Origin of the sequence: Geomonas anaerohicana (genome assembly GCF_016458305.1) — a bacterium.
Classification (GTDB): domain Bacteria; phylum Desulfobacterota; class Desulfuromonadia; order Geobacterales; family Geobacteraceae; genus Geomonas; species Geomonas anaerohicana.
Window position 1 is genome coordinate 390,964 of the sequence record NZ_JAEMHL010000002.1, and the last position, 19,796, is coordinate 410,759.

At 63.7% G+C, this 19,796-nt stretch carries 16 protein-coding genes; 9 read left to right on the forward strand and 7 right to left on the reverse strand.

The window, feature by feature from the left end; genetic code table 11:
- The first annotated feature begins 47 nt into the window (after positions 1 to 47).
- The 9 genes from JFN91_RS05080 (at position 48) to JFN91_RS05120 (ending at position 11,569) form a co-directional block, all read left to right on the forward strand.
- On the forward strand, positions 48 to 1,070 hold the full coding sequence (locus JFN91_RS05080) for a CapA family protein (protein WP_236014965.1): 1,023 nt from the start codon (positions 48 to 50) through the stop codon (positions 1,068 to 1,070).
- Between the two features lie 175 nt (positions 1,071 to 1,245).
- The gene (locus tag JFN91_RS05085) at positions 1,246 to 1,932 is read left to right on the forward strand and encodes a type 1 glutamine amidotransferase (RefSeq protein WP_199388110.1); all 687 of its coding nucleotides are present in this window, start codon (positions 1,246 to 1,248) and stop codon (positions 1,930 to 1,932) included.
- A gap of 117 nt (positions 1,933 to 2,049) precedes the next feature.
- Entirely contained in the window at positions 2,050 to 4,515 is a 2,466-nt protein-coding gene (locus tag JFN91_RS05090) for a response regulator (RefSeq protein WP_199388111.1), read from the forward strand.
- Entirely contained in the window at positions 4,509 to 6,692 is a 2,184-nt protein-coding gene (locus JFN91_RS05095; protein ID WP_236014966.1) for a putative bifunctional diguanylate cyclase/phosphodiesterase, read from the forward strand. Before JFN91_RS05090 ends, JFN91_RS05095 begins: the two co-directional genes overlap by 7 nt.
- Positions 6,693 to 7,175: 483 nt before the next feature.
- The gene (locus JFN91_RS05100) at positions 7,176 to 7,514 is read left to right on the forward strand and encodes a P-II family nitrogen regulator (RefSeq protein WP_183346759.1); all 339 of its coding nucleotides are present in this window, start codon (positions 7,176 to 7,178) and stop codon (positions 7,512 to 7,514) included.
- A 52-nt stretch (positions 7,515 to 7,566) separates the two neighbouring features.
- Positions 7,567 to 9,117, forward strand: coding sequence for an ammonium transporter (locus JFN91_RS05105; protein WP_199388112.1), 1,551 nt, complete (start codon positions 7,567 to 7,569; stop codon positions 9,115 to 9,117).
- 254 nt (positions 9,118 to 9,371) lie between these two features.
- Positions 9,372 to 9,815, forward strand: a complete 444-nt coding sequence (locus JFN91_RS05110) for a ferritin family protein (RefSeq protein ID WP_199388113.1) — start codon at positions 9,372 to 9,374, stop codon at positions 9,813 to 9,815.
- Positions 9,805 to 10,617 (forward strand): inositol monophosphatase family protein, encoded by an 813-nt coding sequence (locus JFN91_RS05115; protein WP_199388114.1) that lies wholly within the window; start codon positions 9,805 to 9,807, stop codon positions 10,615 to 10,617. The genes JFN91_RS05110 and JFN91_RS05115 overlap by 11 nt, the downstream gene beginning before the upstream one ends.
- A gap of 496 nt (positions 10,618 to 11,113) precedes the next feature.
- A complete protein-coding gene (locus JFN91_RS05120; protein WP_199388115.1) occupies positions 11,114 to 11,569 on the forward strand; it encodes a universal stress protein in 456 nt (151 codons plus the stop codon).
- Here JFN91_RS05120 and JFN91_RS05125 read toward each other — a convergent pair.
- The 7 genes from JFN91_RS05125 to JFN91_RS05155 all read right to left on the reverse strand — a co-directional run bounded on the left by JFN91_RS05125 (position 11,559) and on the right by JFN91_RS05155 (position 19,526).
- Positions 11,559 to 12,353 carry a sugar phosphate isomerase/epimerase family protein gene (locus tag JFN91_RS05125; protein ID WP_199388116.1) on the reverse strand — a complete coding sequence of 265 codons (795 nt, stop codon included), beginning with the start codon at positions 12,351 to 12,353 and terminating at the stop codon, positions 11,559 to 11,561. The two genes, JFN91_RS05120 and JFN91_RS05125, sit on opposite strands and share 11 nt — an antisense overlap.
- 8 nt (positions 12,354 to 12,361) lie before the next feature.
- Positions 12,362 to 13,627: a putative nucleotidyltransferase substrate binding domain-containing protein gene (locus tag JFN91_RS05130; protein WP_199388117.1), complete on the reverse strand. Its 1,266-nt coding sequence runs from the start codon at positions 13,625 to 13,627 to the stop codon at positions 12,362 to 12,364.
- Between the two features lie 253 nt (positions 13,628 to 13,880).
- The gene (locus JFN91_RS05135; protein ID WP_199388118.1) at positions 13,881 to 15,401 is read right to left on the reverse strand and encodes a VC_2705 family sodium/solute symporter; all 1,521 of its coding nucleotides are present in this window, start codon (positions 15,399 to 15,401) and stop codon (positions 13,881 to 13,883) included.
- Positions 15,394 to 15,717 (reverse strand): DUF4212 domain-containing protein, encoded by a 324-nt coding sequence (locus tag JFN91_RS05140; RefSeq protein ID WP_199388119.1) that lies wholly within the window; start codon positions 15,715 to 15,717, stop codon positions 15,394 to 15,396. Before JFN91_RS05140 ends, JFN91_RS05135 begins: the two co-directional genes overlap by 8 nt.
- Before the next feature lie 61 nt (positions 15,718 to 15,778).
- On the reverse strand, positions 15,779 to 16,996 hold the full coding sequence (locus JFN91_RS05145; protein WP_199388120.1) for a putative nucleotidyltransferase substrate binding domain-containing protein: 1,218 nt from the start codon (positions 16,994 to 16,996) through the stop codon (positions 15,779 to 15,781).
- A 207-nt stretch (positions 16,997 to 17,203) separates the two neighbouring features.
- On the reverse strand, positions 17,204 to 19,198 hold the full coding sequence (locus JFN91_RS05150; protein ID WP_199388121.1) for a solute symporter family protein: 1,995 nt from the start codon (positions 19,196 to 19,198) through the stop codon (positions 17,204 to 17,206).
- Between the two features lie 16 nt (positions 19,199 to 19,214).
- A complete protein-coding gene (locus JFN91_RS05155; protein ID WP_183346748.1) occupies positions 19,215 to 19,526 on the reverse strand; it encodes a DUF485 domain-containing protein in 312 nt (103 codons plus the stop codon).
- Between the last annotated feature and the right edge of the window lie 270 nt (positions 19,527 to 19,796).

Genomic DNA, 19,796 nt, shown 5'->3' on the forward strand with positions numbered 1-19,796 from the left:
ATCTTCCCCTGTCCCATTTCACCCACATCACCGCCAGCCTGCGCCCCTTGCGGGGCGCCGTCCTCTTTTTTTTACTGCTGCTGCCGTTCAACGCCTACGCTGCGCCTACCGTCACCATCGCGGCCGTGGGCGACATCATGATGGGGAGTGACTTCCCGACCGCCAAACTCCCCCCCCGCGGCGGGCGGGACATCTTCGCCGCGGTCGCTCCCTACCTGCGCCGCGCCGACCTCGCCCTGGGCAACCTGGAGGGGCCGCTGTGCAGCGAGGAAAAGCCGACAAAAGAGCCTCTTGCCGGGCGCCGCTACCTGTTTCGCACCCCCCCCTCCTACGCCAACAACCTCAAACAAGCCGGCTTCTCCGTGCTCACCCTGGCCAACAACCACGCCCTCGACTTCGGCCGCGCCGGGATCGAGGCGACCAGGCAGGCGCTCTCCGAGGCGGGGCTGCAGTTCTCCAGCAAGAAAGGGGAGATCGCCCGCTTCGACCTGCACGGGGTCCGGGTCGCCGTGATCGCGCTCTCCTTTGGCCCGCCGCCGCGTTCCATCGTCTTTCCGGCACAGCCGCTGCAGGAAATCGCCCGTGCCGCGGCCGACCACGACGTGGTTATCCTCTCCATCCACGCCGGCGCGGAGGGGAGGGGGGCGCTGCACGTGGCCCCCGGGGAAGAACGCTTCCTGGACGAGCCGCGCGGCGACCTGGTCCGCTTCGCCCACGACGCCATCGACCGTGGCGCGGACCTGGTGCTGGCCCACGGGCCGCATGTGCCGCGCGCCCTGGAACTTTACCGCGGCAGGCTGATCGCCTACAGTCTGGGGAACTTCGCCACCTACGGCGGGGTGAGCGTTGCAGGCGAGAGCGGCTATGCACCGCTGCTCAACGTGGAGCTCTCCGCCGACGGCTCGTTCCTGGCGGGGAGCATCGATTCCTTCCGGCAGTTCCGCTATACCGGGCCGCAACCAGACCCCAAGGGGCGCGCCCTGCGCCTGATGCGGAGGCTCTCGGCGGAGGACTTCCCGGACTCGCCGCTGGTGATCGGGGACGGGGGACGGATCAGCGTAAAGAAATAAGAGCGAGGGCTTGCCGTACCAGCGCGGTCCGATTCCCTACTTGCAGATATCAAAAACGAACCGTTTCCAACTCTCCCCCTCCCTTGACGGGCCTGAGCGCCGAAGCGCTTCGTCCCGCGAAGGCGGGAGGGGGGGCTTTGGGCGTGACGTGCCCCGATCAATAGGAGGAGTTGCGATGTTCCTGATTGTCCAAAACGACCCGCTCTGCCCGCCAGGGGGGCTGGTCCAAATCCTCGACAACTCGGGGCATCCCTGGCGGTGCCTGGCGGCCTACGCCGCGGAACCCTTTCCTGACCCGGCGACGCTGACCGGGATCGTGGTGCTGGGCGGCGAAATGGGGGTGCACGACACCGCTGAGCACCCGCACCTCGCCCGCGTCGTCGACTTCATCCGCGCCTCAATCAAAGTGGGGACGCCGCTCCTGGGTATTTGCCTCGGCGGCCAGCTCCTCTCCCATGCGGCCGGCGGGGTGGTGAGCTCACCGTCTCCCCACCGCGAAACGGGGATCTGCACGGTCGACCTTAACGCCGACGGCAGCGCTGACCCGCTCTTTGCCGGCGTAACCAACCCCTTCGTCACCTTCCAGCTCCATAGCGACAGCTTCACCGTCCCCCCCGGCGGTACCTTGCTGGCATCCTCTGCCGCCTGCCCGGCGCAGGCCTTCCGGCTCCCCGGCTGCGTCTACGGTGTCCAATTCCACCCCGAGGTCGACCGCGCCATCGTCGGCGACTGGGACGGCCTGTTCTCCCCCCGCGCCGACTACCTTTCCGGCTTCGTTGCCTCCGAAGCGGCGTTCAATGCGGACTCCCACGCCATCCTGGCCAACTTCATCTCCCTCGCCGCAGACTCCCGCCTTTCTTGAAATCCAAACCTTATATTGTAAAGTTCTAACGTTTGTCTTCCGGGCATCACGAGACCGCGCCCCCTCCGGGGGCGCTTTCGGTCAATTCCCCCTCCGGAATGCGACAAAGGAGGTGTCGTGCAGCTGCCGTGGCCGGGGAAGTCTTCCCTCAAGTCCAGACTGATCACGCTTCTCCTCGGCTGCAACACGCTGCTGCTCCTTTCGCTCACCCTCAGCTTCATCTGCTACCGCTACCCCGCTTCATACCCGGCAGCCTCGGAATCCACCCTGCCTCTCTTCGCCTGTTTCCAGCTGACCCTGGCCCTGCTCTGCTCGGCGGGGCTGGCTGCGCTCCTCTCCCAGCGCATCGACTGGATCATTTCGGAACCGATTCGTGACCTGAGCCGGAAGATGGAAATCGTCTCCAAGAGCCAGGATTATCGGGTCAGGGTGGAGCGCGCCGGCGAGGACGAACTGGCGGTCCTCTATGCCTGCTTCAACAATATGCTGGCCGAGATCTCGATCCGCGACGAACGCCTCGCGCTGCACTCCGAGGAACTGGAGCTGGAGGTGGCGGAACGGACCCTGGAGCTGTCGGAGGTGAACCACCAGTTGGAAGCAAGCCTTGAGAGCGTGCGCGACGCCATGCAGAGCGCCCAGTCCGCCAACCGCGCCAAGTCCGACTTCCTGGCGCAGATGAGCCATGAGATCAGGACCCCGATGTACGGGGTGCTCGGCATGACCGAACTCCTGCTGGGCACCGACCTGACCAAGGAGCAGACCCGCTACGTGGACACGGTGCGGCGCTCCGGCGAGGCGCTCCTTTCCATCATCAACAACATCTTGGACTTCTCGAAGATCGAGGCCGGGCGCATGGAACTGGAGCAGATACCCTTCGACCTGCACCAGCTGGCCTCCGACGCGATCGCCGTCTGCGCGGAAGACGCGGTCAGGAAGGGACTCGATCTGACCCTGGAACTGGAACCGGGGCTGCCGCGCATGTTCGTGGGGGACCCGGGACGGCTGCGCCAGGTGGTGGTGAACCTCTTGGGCAACGCCGTGAAGTTCACCCTGAAGGGGTGGGTGCGCCTCTCCCTGGCGGTGGCCGAGACCCCGGCCTTGGTCTCTTTCACCGTCGAGGATACCGGCATCGGCATCGCCCCCGAGGCGCAGCTGCGTATCTTCAACCAGTTCACCCAGGGAGACGAGTCCATGACCCGCAAGTACGGCGGCACCGGCCTGGGACTGGCCATCGCCCGGCAGCTGACCGAACTGATGGGGGGCTCACTGCAACTGGAGAGCGAGCAGGGCCGCGGCTCCCGTTTCAGCTTCACCGCCAGGCTGGAGGTGCACGATGAGGCCCCGCGCCTGGAGCGTTGCTGTACGGCACTGCGGGACAAACGGGTGCTCCTGGCGACCGACGATGAAGCGACCCGGGAAGGGATCGGCGAACAGCTCACCTCCTGGGGAATCGACCTCGAATGCGTCGGCGACGCCCCAGACGCCTTTTGCCGCATCGTGACAGCCCCCTTCGACCTTGCGGTCGTGGACCATCGTTTGGCCGGCACCGACAGCATCGAGCTGGCCGCCACCTTCCGCACGGTCCCTGCCGGACGCTCGATCCGGATCCTGCTCCTGACCGAGCGTGAGGAACAGGGCCGCGACCCGCGCCTGGCGGAGCTGGAGGTGACTTCATTCCCAAGGCGGCCGCTGGGGCAGGAGGGGCTCTACCACGCCGTGATGGCGGCACTGGGCATGGACGAGGAGGACAGGCTCGATGCAGGTTGCTGCGGCGCACCGGCACCGCGCCAGCGCCAGGTGCTCCTCGTCGAGGACAACGTGGTGAACCAGGAGGTCGGCAAGGGGATGCTGGAGAGCCTGGGATGCCGGGTCAAGGTGGTGGAGGACGGCGCCGCAGCGGTGAGCGAGGTGCAGCGCAACCACTATGACGTGGTCTTCATGGATTGCCAGATGCCGGTCATGGACGGGCTGGAGGCGACCAGGCGGATCAGGGGGGGGGAGCAGGGGAGCGGCAACCGCGTCCCCATCATAGCGCTCACCGCCTACGCCATGCCTGGTGACCGGGTGGCTTGCCTGGAAGCCGGCGCCGATGACTATCTCTCCAAGCCTTTCACCTGCGAGCAGATCGCCAAGGCGATGGAGCGGCAGCTCGACGGCTCTGCAGTGACCGAGACCGCGGCAGAGGGGAACCGGGATGCGCAGAGAGCTCCCGAGGAGCCGCTGCAGGTCATCTCCCACGACAAGATGAGCGGCGCGCTGGAGATGATCCGCACCCTTCCCGGCAACCGTGGCATGGAGATCCTGCGCAAGGTGGTGGACCTGTATCTCGCCAGTACCCCGGCCCTGTTGCAGACCATGCGCGAGGCCGAATCCGGCGGCGATGCGGAGAAGCTCAAGGCTGCCGCCCACAGTTTCAAGTCCAGCAGCGCTAACCTGGGCGCCCTGCGTCTGGCCGGCGTCTGTATGGAGCTGGAGAGCCTCGGTCGGGCTGGTTCTACGGAAGGAGCACTGCCGCTGCTGCACCAGGTCGAGGAGGAGTACCGCCTGGTGCGCGACGCGTTGCGGGGAGGGCCGCTATGTTGACCAGGAAGTCCAAACGGGCCGTCCCGCTGGTCATGGTGGTGGACGACGACCAGGCCGTGCGCCTTTTGGCCCGGGAGACACTGGAGAGCTCCGGCTTCGCGGTGCGTGATGCCGAGACCGGCGAGCAGGCGCTGGAGGATTTCATTGCGCACGCCCCCGACCTCGTGTTGTTGGATGTGATGCTCCCCGGCGTCGACGGCTTCTCCGTCTGCAGTTCCATCCGCCGCACCGAGGGGGGGCGCGACACCCCGGTGCTGATGATGACGGGGCTGGACGACCTGGAATCCATCGATTGCGCCTACGAGGTCGGTGCTACCGACTTCATCACCAAGCCCATCAACTGGCACATCCTGGGCTACCGGGTGAGCTACATGCTCCGGGCCAGCAGCGCGCTGGAGCAGCTCAGGGAGAGCCGCGCCGGCCTCGCCCACGCCCAGAGCCTCGCCCACATCGGCTCCTGGGAATGGGACCTCACCAGCGGCGAGATCCGCTGCTCCGAAGAGGTCTACAGCATCTGCTGCATCGATCCCGTACAGCGCGACGGCAATCCCATACTCGACCCGGTGCACCACCAGGATCGCGCCTTCGTGCAGGGCTCCATCGACGACGCCATCGCCAAACGCTCCCCGCTCAGCTTCGATTACCGCATCACCCTGGACGGGGGCGAAAGGACCCTGCACGCCGAACTGGTGACGGTCCTTGATGAAGAGGGGGAAGCCGTCAGCCTGACGGGCACCATCCAGGACATCACCGAGCGCAAGCGTGCCGAGGAGCAGATCCGTCTCCTGGCCTACTACGACGCACTGACCGGGCTCCCTAACCGCCGTTTCTTCCAGCAGCAACTGGAGCAGGCGCTCGTGTTCGCCAACAGAAACGACCGCATGCTGGCGGTGCTGTTCCTCGACCTGGACCGCTTCAAGCTGGTGAACGACACCTTGGGGCATGGCGTAGGAGACCGGCTGCTGCAGGATGTCGCCGACCGCCTGCTGCGCTGCGTGCGCCGCAGCGACTGTCTGGCGCGCGCCGAGGACGATTGTCCCCCGTCCCTGGTGTCGCGGCTGGGGGGCGACGAATTCACCATCATGCTCTCGGACATCGAGCACTTCCAGGACGTGGCCAAGGTGGCCCGGCGCATCCTGGATGCGGTGTCGGTCCCGTACTCGCTGGAAGGGCAGGAGGTCTTCGTCTCGACCAGCATCGGCATCAGTCTCTATCCGTTCGACGCGACCACGGCCAGCGACCTGATCCGCAACGCGGACGGCGCCATGTACCAGGCCAAGGAGCAGGGGCGTAACGGCTACCAGATCTACGACGAGTCGATGAACGCCAAGGCGCTGGAGCGGATCATCCTGGAGAGCCAACTGCACAAGGCGCTCAAGGAGGAGGAATTCGAGGTGTACTACCAGCCCCAGGTCAGCTGCCGTACCGGCCAAGTGGTGGGCATCGAGGCGCTGGTGCGCTGGAACAGCAAGGAGCTGGGGGTGGTCGAACCGGGGCGCTTCCTGCCGCTGGCCGAGGAGATCGGGCTGGTGATCCAGATCGACCAATGGGTGATGAAGGAGGCCTGCCGCCAGCACAAGCTCTGGATCGACCAGGGGCTGCCGCCGGTCACCATCGCCGTCAACATCTCCGGGCAGCAGTTTCTGAAGAACGAGCTTTTGGACACCGTCACCGCCGTCTTGCAGCGCAGCGGCCTCGACCCGGGCCTGCTGGAGCTGGAACTCACCGAAGGGGTCCTGATGGCGCACACCGAGCGGACCGTGAAGACCCTGCAGGCATTGAAGGGAATGGGGGTGCGCCTGGCCATAGACGACTTCGGCACCGGCTTCTCTTCGCTTTCCTATCTGAAAAGGTTCCCGCTCGACGTGCTGAAGATCGACCGGACTTTCATCAACGACATCACCAACGATCCCGACGACGCCGCCATCACCCTCGCCACCATTGAGATGGCGCACACGCTGAAACTGCAGGTGATCGCGGAAGGGGTCGAGACCCAGGCACAGCTGGAATTCCTCACCAACAATCGTTGCGACATGTACCAGGGATACCTGTTCAGCAAGCCGATGCGGCCGGAGGATTATCCGCGCCTGTTTGCTCCCGCCCATAATGATGCCGCTGCTCCTGATCACGCGCCCGCGACCCTTGAAGACGTTGTCCCCGAGCCTGCCGCGCCCTGACCTTTCCAACCTGCATCCCACCCATTTTCCTTGCCTAAAAAATGATCAAGCCTGCCGCAATAAACGACCGCCTCGCAGCGGCGTTTACGGTGATGTAGTAAATAATCACCTGATTTCGATGGGTTGTGAGCCTAACGACGCGCTGGCACAGCCTGTGCTAAAGGATGGTCACACGGCACGATGGTGTGCCGCAGAAGGCTTTCCCGCCCGTTTAGGCAATGGTGCACAGGTCGAGGTGGAGGGGCATCATTATTGGGAAAGGGGGACTGTTTTCAAGGCTGCAAAGATCTGTTTATTCAAAGTTGAACAAGAGGCAAGGGCATCGAAGCCTTCAGGGGCCTGAAAAGAGGGTAAAACCTGGAACCGATGGATGCTATGTCTGCAAGCCGGCTGATCGGCCTGCTGAATGTTCTGCAAGACCTGTGATGCACGCAGTGTGCTAACGACCAATCCACCGCCATTAACTAACAAAGGAGGCAAGCGATGAAGCTGATAGAAGCAATCATCAAGCCGTTCAAGCTGGACGAGGTGAAGGACGCCCTCAATGAGATCGGAATCGAGGGGATCACCGTGAGCGAGGTGAAGGGGTACGGGCGCCAGAAAGGGCACACCGAACTGTACCGTGGCGCCGAGTACGTCGTGGACTTCATACCCAAGGTGAAATTGGAAATCGTGGTGGCCGACGAGCTCGCGGCAAAGGCCGTGACCACCATCGAAGATACCGCCAAGACCGGCAGGATCGGTGACGGCAAGATCTTCATCCTGTCGCTGGAAGAGGCGGTCCGCATCAGGACCGGCGAGAAGGGCGACGAGGCGATCTAGGACTTCAGGTTCTCTCAATCCAAACCCATAAATACGATCAATGGAGAGTGTTATGATGCGTGACATTAGAAAGGTAAAGGATGCAGCTAAGCCCGCTTCCAGCTGCCTCACCATGAAACTTGGGAAGCTGGCCCTCCTGGCCAGCCTGATGCTGGTCCCGGTCCTGGCCATCGCCGAGGAGAAGGCGGCCGATTCCGCCGCGGCACCGGCTGCCGCCACCGCAACCGCCGCCACCGCAACCGCAGCCCCTGCAGCGGCGCCTGCTCCGGCCGCAGCCGCCCCAGCAGCCGCCGCACCGGCTGCACCGGCTGCAGCACCGGCTGCCAAGAACGTGGCCCCGGTCCTCAACACCGGCGACACCGCCTGGATGCTGGTTTCCGCCGCCATGGTCCTCTTCATGACCCCCGGCCTGGCCCTGTTCTACGGCGGCATGGTGCGTCAGAAGAACGTCCTTTCCACCATGATGCACTCCCTGGTGGCCATGGGCATCGTCGGCGTGCAGTGGGCCATCATCGGCTACTCCCTGGCCTTCGGCCCCGACATGGGGCACGGCCTCGTGGGCGACTTCAGCAAGGCTCTTCTGAACGGGCTGATCACCTTCAAGGACGGCAACGCCATCTACGCGCTGTTCCAGAACGTCCCGACCGAGCCGGGCGCCATCCCCGAGTACGTGTTCGCCATGTACCAGGCCATGTTCGCCATCATCACCGTGGCCCTGATCTCGGGTGCACTGGCCGAGAGGATCAAGTTCTCCGCCTACTGCCTGTTCGTGCTGCTCTGGACCACCCTGGTCTACGATCCGCTGGCACACTGGGTCTGGATGTCCGACGGCTGGCTCTTCAAGATGGGCGCACTTGACTTCGCAGGCGGCACCGTCGTTCACCTCTCCTCCGGTATCTCGGCACTGGTAGTACTGTTCTTCCTCGGCAAGCGTCACGGCTTCCCCAACGAGCGCATGGCTCCGCACAGCCTGCCGCTGACCCTGCTCGGCGTCGGCCTGCTCTGGTTCGGCTGGTTCGGCTTCAACGCGGGTTCCGCCATCGTAGGCGCCGGCTGCTCCGACGCAGCAGGCGGCTTGGCCGGCCTCGCCTTCATGACCACCACCATCGCACCGGCCGCTGCCGGCCTGACCTGGATGATCGCCGAGTGGATCCACGCCGGCAAGCCTTCCGCCCTGGGCTTCGGCTCCGGCGTGGTGGCCGGCCTGGTCGTCATCACCCCCGCTGCCGGCTTCGTGCAGCCGGGTGCCGCCCTGCTCATGGGCGTAGCCGGCGGCCTGGTGTGCTACGGCGGCGTGCTGCTCAAGGCGAAACTTAAGTACGACGACTCCCTGGATGCCTTCGGCGTGCACGGCGTAGGCGGCACCACCGGCGCCATCCTGACCGGCGTCTTCGCCACCGTCGGCGCCACCGGCCTCACCTCCGGCAACATGAAGCAGTTCGTCACCCAGCTGGTCGCCGTTGGCGCAGCAGCCGCCTACGCGGTGGTGGTGACCCTGGTAATCGCCTTCGTCCTGCACAAGACCATCGGTCTGCGCGTCGAGAAGGAAGACGAGATCATGGGCCTCGACCAGACCCAGCACTCAGAGACCGCCTACAACTAGGATTGCCCGCACAGGTTGCAATGAGAGGGGGACCGCAAGGTCCCCCTTTCTTTTTGGCTGAAGGGACTGGCTCCGTTAGGTGCCTGGCCCTCTGGCGGAACGCTTCTTTCAGCTCAGCCAGCTCCCACAAGCACTAAGGGGACAGGCACCTGGCGGAGCCAGTCCCCTTGGGAAAATATCACCTACCCTTTTGAAATATAGAGATTTCCTGTTACTGTTTTCCAGCCAGAAAAAGACATCTCGGGAGGGAGATTATGAATTCCAGGGACATGGAGCTCCGGAAGGAAGGCGACGGCATGGGGTACTACGAACGCTGCAGCGCAGAGGCGGGTGTGGCGGGACTCTCCACCATCTTCAGGATGTTCAGCGAGGATGAGTTGCGTCACGCGGGGGCGCTGCGCGCGCTACGGGACGGGGGGAGGGTGGACCTGCGCCACTCGGCGACGCTGGAGGGGGCGCGCAGCATCCTGCGCCGGCTCTCGGCCGAGGAGTTGTCCCGGTATCGTGGCGACCTCGGGGTATACCAGCATGCAATGCAGTTCGAGGCGCTTTCCGCCCGTGCCTGCTCCGAACTGGCCCGCGAGGCGCAGCACCCTTGGGAGCGTGCCATGTTCCAGACCATGGCCGACGAGGACGAGATACATTTCACGCTGCTCGAGGAGATGCAGGAACTGCTGGAGGATACAGATGTCCAATGATGTAGGGCTGCAGCAGATGCTCGATGTGGCGGTGGCGGCGGCACGCGAGGCCGGAGCGCTCCAGAAGCAGAAACTCTGGGGCGATTTCACTTTCTCCTTCAAGGGGGAGGTCGACATCGTCACCGAAGTGGACCGGGCCTGCGAGGAGATGATCGTCAACCGGATCCGGAGCGCCTTCCCCAGCCACAGTTTCCTTGCCGAAGAAAACCTCTACGCCGACGGCGACCCGGCCTGGCGCTGGGTCATCGATCCCCTGGACGGCACCACCAATTATGCCCACGGCTTCCCCTGGTTCTGTGTTTCCATCGCCCTGGAGCAGGACGGCGAGCTTACCTTGGGGGCGATCTACCACTGCATGATGGACGAACTCTTCACCACCATCCGCGGGGGAGGGGCCTTCCTTAACGGCGCACCCATCCACGTCTCGTCGCGCAAGCCCTTGCGGCAGTCCCTGATCGCCACCGGGTTTCCCTACGATGCCGCGCGCGGCAACGAGAACAATTTCCGCAACTTCTTTGAACTGCAACTCGCGGCGCGCGGGGTGCGCCGGGCCGGGGCCGCGGCGCTCGATCTGGCCTACGTGGCGGCGGGGCGCCTGGACGGCTACTGGGAGTGCAAGCTGAAGCCGTGGGACGTGGCCGCCGGCGCGTTGCTGGTCCGTGAGGCGGGCGGGACCGTGACCAATCACAAGGGTGAGCCGCACCGCATCGACGACCACCGCATCCTGGCCACCAACGGCCTCATTCACGACGAGATAGAGACGCTGCTGGAGCGGGCGGAAAGGGCCGAGCCGGTGCTGTGAACCGGCGGAACAACCTCAACAACTGGCGCCTTCGGGCGCCTTTTTTATTGCTCCAATTCCCAGCCCCTCAGCTATAAGATGCACTGGACTCAAAATGCAGCGCGGCATGATGTCCCCCCAGTCCCAAGCAAATCCCCCCCGTCCCCCCTTCGCAAAGGGGGGAGCGTAGTAGTCACGTTTTCCTGGTTCCCAAGCTCCAGCTTGGGAACCCCATATTGCGCAAAGCTCCAGCTTTGCATCCGAGGGAAGTTGGAGCTTCGGAGAGGCTTTGCGTTCCCAAGGCGGACCTTGGGAACGAGATCAATGGACAGTAAAGGCTCTTCTGAGAATCCTGCGAACGACGATGCCTTTGCCATGAAGCGCTGCACGAGCCCTCGCGTCCCCCCTTTGCGAAGGGGGGACAGGGGGGATTTCCGTTAAAATGATGTAGGAAAAACCGCGGCGATGTTATATAGTTGTGCAGCCTTTCACCCCCCAGCCGCACCCCGGAGGAAAGATGCTCAACCTGCGCAAGAAGATCCTGGTGGCCATCGACGGCTCACCGCTTTCGGACAAGGCCGCCGAGGAGGCGGTTCGTTTCGCGGCGGGCATCCCGAGCCAGTTCAAGAGCAAGGTCTACGGGCTGCTGGTACTCCCCAACGCGACACGCAACACCTTCACCGACTTCGTCCCCGCGAAACCCATCACCGAACAGGACCAGTGGACCGAGCTCAAGGAACGCATCTTCTACGTCGTTGAGAAGCTTGCCGGTGAGCTGGAGGTGCCGCTGGAGACTGCAGTGGTCTACGGGGATCCCGCCGACGAACTGATCCGTTTCGCGCAGAAGGAGGAGATCGACGTGATCGTAATCGGGAGCACCGGCAAGGGGTTTCTGAAGCGGAAGCTGCTGGGGAGCGTGTCGCACAAGGTGGTGCGGGACGCCAAGTGCTCGGTCTACGTGGTCAGGGGGTAGTCTTGGCGGTTTCCTGCCTCAGGTAAGCGAGGATCTCCTTGAGGCTTTCCTGGATGATCCCTTCTCCCTTCGGGAACTCATGGGGGGAAAGCTCCAGCGTCAGGATGTCGTTGTAGGCGGTGTTACGCAGGTGGTTCAAAAAGCGGGTGAGCGGCAGGATGCCGTGCCCCGGCAGCAGGTGCTGGCGGCCATGCCCGTAGTCGGAAAAGTGGATGTTCCTGATCCGCCCGCTGTTGTAGCAGAGGTAGAAGTCGTTGATGAAGTTGGCCCGCCCGCTCCCCATGTGGGTGCAGTCGAAGGTGAGGTAGAGGTTCCTTTCGTGGAGAAACTCGATCAGCTTCTGGGTCTCCGAGAGGATGTAGCCGTTGATGCGGTATTTGCCGGTCCAGGGCATGTTCTCCAGGGTCACCGCCACCTGGTCCCCCCCGATCTCCTTTTGAAAATCCTGCATCCGGTACAGCCAGCGCCAGTACGCGAACTCCATTCCCAGCCATGAAGGGGGATGGAAGTTCACCAGCCCGATGCCGCAGTCCGCGGCGATCTCCACGCAACGCTTCAAAGAATCGACCGGGCTCCCCCAGCCGTCCAGCTGCAGGAACGGGGCATGGATCGAGAAGATCGGCATGATCTCGGCCAGCTCCTTCACCAGCCGCCGCGTGTTCACCTTCTGGAACTCCTGGTTTATCACCAGTTCCATGCCGTCGAAGCCGGCCTCCCGCGCCATGGCGAATGCCTTGGGGAGGGGGAAGGTGAACAGCGTTCCTGCGGAGATCGATATGCGCATGCCTGGTCCTATACCTGTCCCACCAGCCTCTGGTAGGCGATCTTCTGCAGGTTGAGCACCGCCTCCAGCGCAGACCGCAGCCGTGCGTCCAGGGCCATGCTGAACTCTTCCGGGTTGGCGAAGGCTGTCGCTCCCTCGCTGCGAATCTCACCTTCGATCTTCAACTGCATCAGGCACTGCAGTGCCTTCAGGAGCCGCTCGGCCAGGTCCACGTCCAAAGCACCGCGGTACAGCAGTTGCCGCACCCGTTCCAGCGTTCCCCCCTCGTGCACCTCCGCCTGGAGCGCCAGGATGCGCACCAACTGCACCAGGGGAGAGAGCCCGAGCGTTTCGATGTCGATCTCGCCGTGGTGCTCGCCGCCGCGCTCCAGGCGCCAGCGCCCGAAATGGCCGAGGGCGAGGGGGAGGCTGATGACCCGGCGTGCCAGCTGGAAAAACGGATCGCGCCCGCGCTGCTCCCTCAGGGCTGCTGCCGCCGCGGTAAGGGCCTGTTCGGCCAGGGGCTCGAAGCCGGCCACGTGGCACAGATCCGCCATCGACTCCAGGCGCCAGCGCCATTCGGGAAGGGGGGGCGCCGCCTGTTTCTGGGCCGCGGCAAAGGGGAGCATCGGCTCCAGTTCCGGTGGGGAATGCTCCTGGCTGTTGCCGCTTTTCAAGAGTGAGCGCCATTCGGTGAGGGAGCCGTGCCAGGGCGTCTCCCCTGGGGGCAGGAGCCCCGCCTCCTGGAGCGCCTGGGTGAGCTGGTGGCTGAACAGGAAGAAGCGCTGGGAATCGAGCTGGTGCAGCAGCAGGTAGCGGTTGCGGCTGTAGAGGGTCTGTTCGCCGCGGCCACGGTCCCCGGATACGAGCAGGGCGTAGACCGGCGCCGTCCCCTGGCCCAGGTCGCGCATGCGCTCCTCGGCCAGGTGTGCGGCCCGTAGCAGCACCTGGTCATGCAGGGTATTGCAGGCGCCGCACAGGGCCAGGGGGGAGTTGCGGCGCCGGAAATGGGCGGCGAGCAGCTCACGGTACCGTGCCTGGAGCGGCACCAGTGCCACCGGGGTGGGGGCGTCGGCGATGGCCTGGTTCAGGGACGCCAGTTCCTGGTCCAGTTGCCCCTCGTAGGAAATTTCATCCTTGAGCGAGTCGATCAGCGTGCCGAGGAAGGCCTCCGCCTCGCGGGACGAACTGCTGCCCCACTTGCGCTCCAGGCGCTTCTTGAGGCTTGCCACCAGTTCCGTACTGGCGCGCCACTTGAGGATCTCGTCACCCTTGGTTCCCAAAAGCATGGGCATGTGCAACCCCTAAAGAGCCGTTCAAGGTTCAACGTTCAACGTTCGATAACGTGTGTGCCCGGTCGGCACGCGCACTGTGACGGCAAGTGCACCAACTGGAAGACCGAAAAGCCGTTCAAGGTTCAACGTTCAACGTTCGACAGACGTCCGTGCCCTCGGCACATGCACTGTGACAGCAAACGCACCAGTTAAAAGCCCGGAGTTCGACAGGGAGCTTAACGTCGAACCTTGAACGTTGAACGTCTTTTGCCTCTTAATCGAGGTGCCCGTGTACCTCCTGCTCCAGGAAGCGTCTCATCTCCTCGGGCGGGGCGGGGGTCGCCAGGGAGACGGCGATCATCACGCAGATGACCAGCGGCGCACCGCACAGGGCGGAGGCGGTGACCGGAAAATAGGAGGCAACCCCCGGCAGTATCCCGCCCAGGAGCGGGGTGGCTACGGTACAGAGTACGCCGGTGACCATGCCGGCGATGGCGCCGTAACGGTTGGCGCGGTCCCACCAGATCCCCAGGAGAAACAGGGGGAAGATGGTGTTGCCTGCCAGGGCGAAGGCGACGGCGGTGATCTCGGCGATGAGCCCCGGAGGATTGAGCGCCACCAGGAGCACCAGTGCGGCCAGCACCAGGGTGCCCCCCTTGGCCACCTGCATGCGCGCGGTCTCGCTGGCCTTGGGGTTGATGAAGCTGTAGTAGAGGTCGTGGGAGATGGAGGCGGCTCCCGTCATCAGGAGACCGGCTACGGTGAAGAAGGCGGCCGACAGCGCCCCGGCCGCCAGCACCCCCACCAGCCACCCGGGGAGCCCGGCCATGAGGGCCGTCTTCAACGCGATCACGTCGGCCGCAGCGCGGGCCGCCTCGGGGGTAAAGGCGATGCCGTGGCGCGCCTCCAAAAGCCTGCCGAAGACGGCGAAGGCGGGGGCGGACCAGTAGATGAGGGCAATGAAGAAGAGCCCCCAGACTACGCTCCAGCGGGCGTCGCGCACGTTGGGGACGGTATAGAAACGCGACAGCACGTGGGGCAGGCCCCCGGTCCCCACCATGAGCGTGAAGCAGAGCGCACACCACTCGAAGAGGGAGTCCCCGGCGAAGGGGAGGGTGAAGTCGATGCGGAACTCCCGGGCCAGGTCGGTCAGGGCCCGGCCGTAGCCGAACTGCGGCAGCAGCCAGAAATAGCCGAGCTTTCTCGCCAGCCACATGAGCGGCACGATGAAGGCGACGCAGATGACCAGGTACTGCAACTGCTGGTTGCGCGGGACCCCGAGCGCCCCGGAGATGACCAGATAGGAGACCACGGCCAGCGCCCCGTAAATCACCCCCTGCTCATAGCCGATGCCGAACATGAAGGCGAAGATAAGCCCGATCCCCTTGAACTGGGCTACGCAGTAGATCACCGAGATGGCGATGGCGATCACCGCCGCCATGAGCCGTGCCGCCGGAGAGCCGTAGCGCTCGCCCACGAACTCCGGGGTGGTGAACTTGCCGAAGCGCCTGATCTGGCTGGCCAACAGCACCAGCAATAGCACGTAGCCGCCGGTCCAGCCGATCACGTAGGCGAGTCCCTGGTAGCCGCGCAGGTAGATGATGCCGGCCAGGCCCATGAGGCTGGCGGCGCTCATCCAGTTGCTGGCGATGGCCGCGCCACCGCCGATCCTGCCGGTGTAGCGCCCGCCGAAGCCGTATTCCTGGCTCTCGCGCGACTTCTGCCTGAGCCCGACCAGGATGAAGGAAAGCAGCACCAGCAGAACGACGAAGATGGACCAGGACGAGTCATTCATAGCTTCTGTCTCTCCTGCGGCTGTGGTACTCGCTGATGCGGTCCACGTAGATGTTGAAGATGACGCACAGGACGATGAACCACAGGGGGAGGAACTGGCCGGTGAACCAGAAGTGCAGCGGCAGGTTGAACAGGGTGAGGCGGGTCAGGAGGCTGCCGGCGCCGGTGCCGCGGCAGGCGTAGACCAGGAACTGGAACCCGAAGGTGCAGACTCCCCAGCCGAACAGGAGGGCGAGGATGATGTGCACCTCGTCCCGCATGTGCCCCTCCTTGGGGCGGAACAGGTTGACCTTGGAAGGCTTATCGGGCCGGCTCATGTCTCCTCCGCTCATGGCGGCGCGCAGGGGAAAACGCTGCAGCACCGCGTACCGCTCGCTCCTAAACTATGGAGAAGTTCGTGTGGATGGTTTTCTGCAAGTCCTCGATGAGAAGTAACGCCTGCCTCATCCGTTCCCGCTCATCGCTGGGGAGCGAATACGGGTTCAGGTAGTAGGCGTCGTTCTGGATCCCCTTGATGACCTTGATCTGGAGCAGGATACGGTGCTTGGTGAGGATACGGTAGGCGGCCACGAGCCCCCGCGCCATGTTGGCGGAGAAGCTGTGTTCCTTTTCAAGGAGCTCGATCCTCTTCACAGTCGAGGTGGCGGGGATGCCTTGGTTGATGGCCAGGATGCGCACGTTCATCACCAGCGGGGCCCAGGCCAGCAGTTTCAGGTTGAAGGCCCCCTTGTGCTCGCCGCTCCCCTCGGTCCAGAACCGCTTCAGGAAACCCAGTGCCAGCTTCATCTCGGTGGCTGCCTTGGCCATGCCCCAAAGGGCCATGAAGTAGTCCTGCAGCAGGGAGCGGATCAGGGAGACCAGCTTCCCCGCCAGTTCGGCATCGCCGGCGACGAAGCGGGCGTCGGAGAGGACGATCAGGTCCATCATGTTCTTGCCGTAGTCCTCGGTCTCGTAGCGCACGATGGCGTGCAACCGGCGCTGCCACTGCGACAGCGACCCGCGCCAGTTGTCGTTAACCGGCATGATCCCGCCGCTGCACTTCTTGAAGCCGATCTCGGCCAGCCGCTCCACCAGGATCCGGCTGTACTCCTGGAAGTAGCGGTCGGCTGCTTCGCCCCCCTCGTCGCTGTAGACGATCAGGTAGTCTTGGTCGGTGATGAGGGTCTGCTCCTCGCGGCCGTCGCTCCCCATGCTCACCAAGGCGAAGGGGACCGGCGGTGGGGCGGGCATCTCGGCCGCCACCAGTTCCAGGGCACGACCGGCCAAGGCGTCACGGTACCAGGTGCAGTTTTCGTGCAGCGCGGTGACGGAATAGAAGTTGAGGAAGCGCTCCATCTCGAGCAGATTCAACTCCTCATGGAGCTTCAACAGCACCGCGTAGTCGGTCTCCGAAGCGACCCGCTCGATGATGGCCTCTTCGCGCCCCGAGTACAGGCGCAGCTTGCCCAGCTCTTCCGAGGTATGCCACACCAGCCCTTCCAGCAGCTTCTTCCCCTCGTCGCGGTCCAATAGCGGGAGCAGGGCGTGCACCTCCCCCAGCAACTCCGCAAGGAGTTCCCCGTCGCCTGGCTCCGGTGGGTAGATCTGATGGGGCATGTGCGGCCACCTCTTATTAAAACCGACTGGCGTTGATTCTACAGAAAAAAACGGCGATGTAAAACTGTTTTGCTGATAACCGGAACGATTCCTTGACTTTTTTGGCAGAGCCGGCAGCGGGAAAGGGGAAGAAACGATTGGGCACGGGACAAAAAAATTGGGGAAGGTTTCCCTTCCCCAATTCCATGCTGCTTTTGTTGCCGGGTACTAGTGCTCGACTGCCTTGGCCATACCCAAACCGGTGTTCTGGCGGACGTAGACCTCGTCGAACATCTCCTCGGAGCGCCTGTTCGGGAAGGCCAGGGCGCCCAGGATGGCGGCCATGAAGCCCAGCGGGATGGAGATGATGCCCGGGTTCTTCAGGGTGAAGATCGGCTTGTCCAGACCCACGATGGAGGTGCCGTCCTGCTGAGCGTCAACCTTCGCCTTGGCAAGCGCCTTGGCGTCCTTCTCGGACAGGGTCTGGCCGGCAGGCAGTGCGGCCTGCTTCTTCTCCATGGCGACGACCACCTTCTTGGCGCCGGCGGCGACCACTTTCGGGTAGGTCATGTTGGGGGAGACCATCACCAGGCCGATGGAAGCGATGGTGCCAACCAGCAGGCCGGAGATGACGCCGGCGGTGTTGAACTTCCTCCAGAAGAGCGAGAGGATGACGACCGGCAGGTTGCCGGAGGCGGCGACCGCGAAGGCCAGTGCCACCAGGTGGGCGACGTTCTGCTTCTCGGCTGCGAGGCCGATCATGATGCCGCAGGCACCTACCACGAAGGAGGTAGCGCGGGCTGCAAAGACCTGCTCGTGCTGGTCGGCGTGGCCGTCCTTGATCACGTTCACGTAGATGTCGTGTGCGATGGCCGCGGATGCTGCCAGTACCAGGCCGGAGACCACGGCGAGGATGGTGGCGAAGGCGACGGCGCACAGGAAGGCGAGGAAGAGGTCGCCGATGATCGGGGCGATGTCGGCGCCCATCTGCTGTGCCAGCATCAGGGTTGCCATGTTGCCGCCCGGGTCGATTGCGGTGATGCCCTGCGGGGTCAGGTGGATAGCGGCGCCGAAGCCGAGCAGGGTGGTCAGGATGTAGAAGCCGCCGATGATGAACATGGCGATGATGACGGACTTACGTGCGGCCTGCGCGGTCGGCACGGTGAAGAAGCGCATCAGGATGTGCGGCATACCGGCGGTGCCGAGCACGAGAGCCATGCCCAGGGAGATCTGGTCCAGCGGGTTCTTGAGGTACAGGCCGGGCTCGAGGAAGCGCTGGCCGGCGTCCATGCCGGAGAGGATGACGCCATCTTTAAGTACCAGTTTGGAAACGTGGTCCTGGATGTCCGGGCTGGACACGATGGTGGTGAAGAAGCCGATCGGGTTGAAGCCTGCCTTGATCATGACCAGGAAGGAGAGCAGGAAGGCGCCCGACATGAGCAGGCCCGCCTTGATGATCTGAACCCAGGTGGTGGCGACCATGCCGCCGAAGACGACGTAGCCGACCATGAGGACGCCGACGCCGATGATGGACATCTTGTAGGGGATGCCTACCAAGAGAGCCATGAGCTTGCCTGCACCGACCATCTGGGCGGTGAGGTAGAAGGTGGATACGGCGACGGTGGAGAGGGCGGCGAAGGCGCGCACCGGCTTGGGCGAGGTCCTGAAGGAGAGGATGTCCCCCAGGGTGTACTTGCCCGCGTTGCGGCAGGGTTCCGCCACGATCAGAAGCACCGTGATGTACGCCACCAGCCAGCCGACCGAGTACATGAAGCCATCATAGCCGTAGAGCGAGATGAGGCCGGAAATACCCAGGAAGGAGGCTGCCGACATGTAGTCGCCGGCGATGGCCCAGCCGTTCTGGGTGCCGGTGATGCCGCCGCCCGCCGCGTAGAAGTCGGCTGCCGACTTGGTCTGCTTGGCTGCCCAGACCACGACGCCCATGGTGATAGCGATGATGACCATGAACATCCCGATGGTGATGGTCTTGTTGGTTTTGAGCTCCTTCTTGACCGGCGCGGGAGTCGCGGGGGCAGGGGTGGCCACGGAGGCGGCTGCATTGGGCGCGGGGGCTGCTGCCGTCGCGGCGGGCGCTCCCTGTGCTGCGGGTGCGCTCATCGCCGGGGCTGCGCCGGCTGCCGGGGCCTTCGCCTCTTCGGCATAGGCGGCAGCTGCGACCGAGAGGGCCAAGCTGGCTGCTATGAATATCTTCTTGATGGTCATGTCCTGTCCTCCTTTCCTAGAGATGTAATTCGTCGATCAGTTCCCTGGTCAACCGGTCAAAGTCCTTGTTGGCAACGTGCGAGTAGTAGAGTGCAATCCCCCAGGAGACGAAGAACTGGGAGAGTGCAAAGATGTACCCGAAATTGACCACGCCAATGATTTTGACCTTGAAGATCCCCGGTGTGTAAGCCGCCCCGATGGGGAGCAGGAAATAGTACACACAGGAGAAAATCCACCATCCGAAAAGGAAGGCCGTCTTCTTGTGATGTAGCTCCACGAACTTGGGATTTTTTGCGATTGCTTTCCAGTCGTACTGTTTTTCTGCCATGGTTGTCACTCCTTTCTCAGTAAGATGCGTTGCGGCGGCGTCCCGCCCCTCTGGTTTCAGTTCCCGATAAATCCCCCTTTCCTGATCTTTAAATTTTGTTTCTAAAAACGTCCATGCTGTTTTGCTGAAAATGGTTAAAGCGTTCTGTTTGGAGCGCTGCTTTGCAAGTTACTGTTTTTGCGGAGTTGACTCGGTCGGTTGCCTGGGTTCCGCTCCTTGGAGTGCTGCCGGCTTCCGGCGTATTTTCCGTATACGTGAGTTTGTTGTACC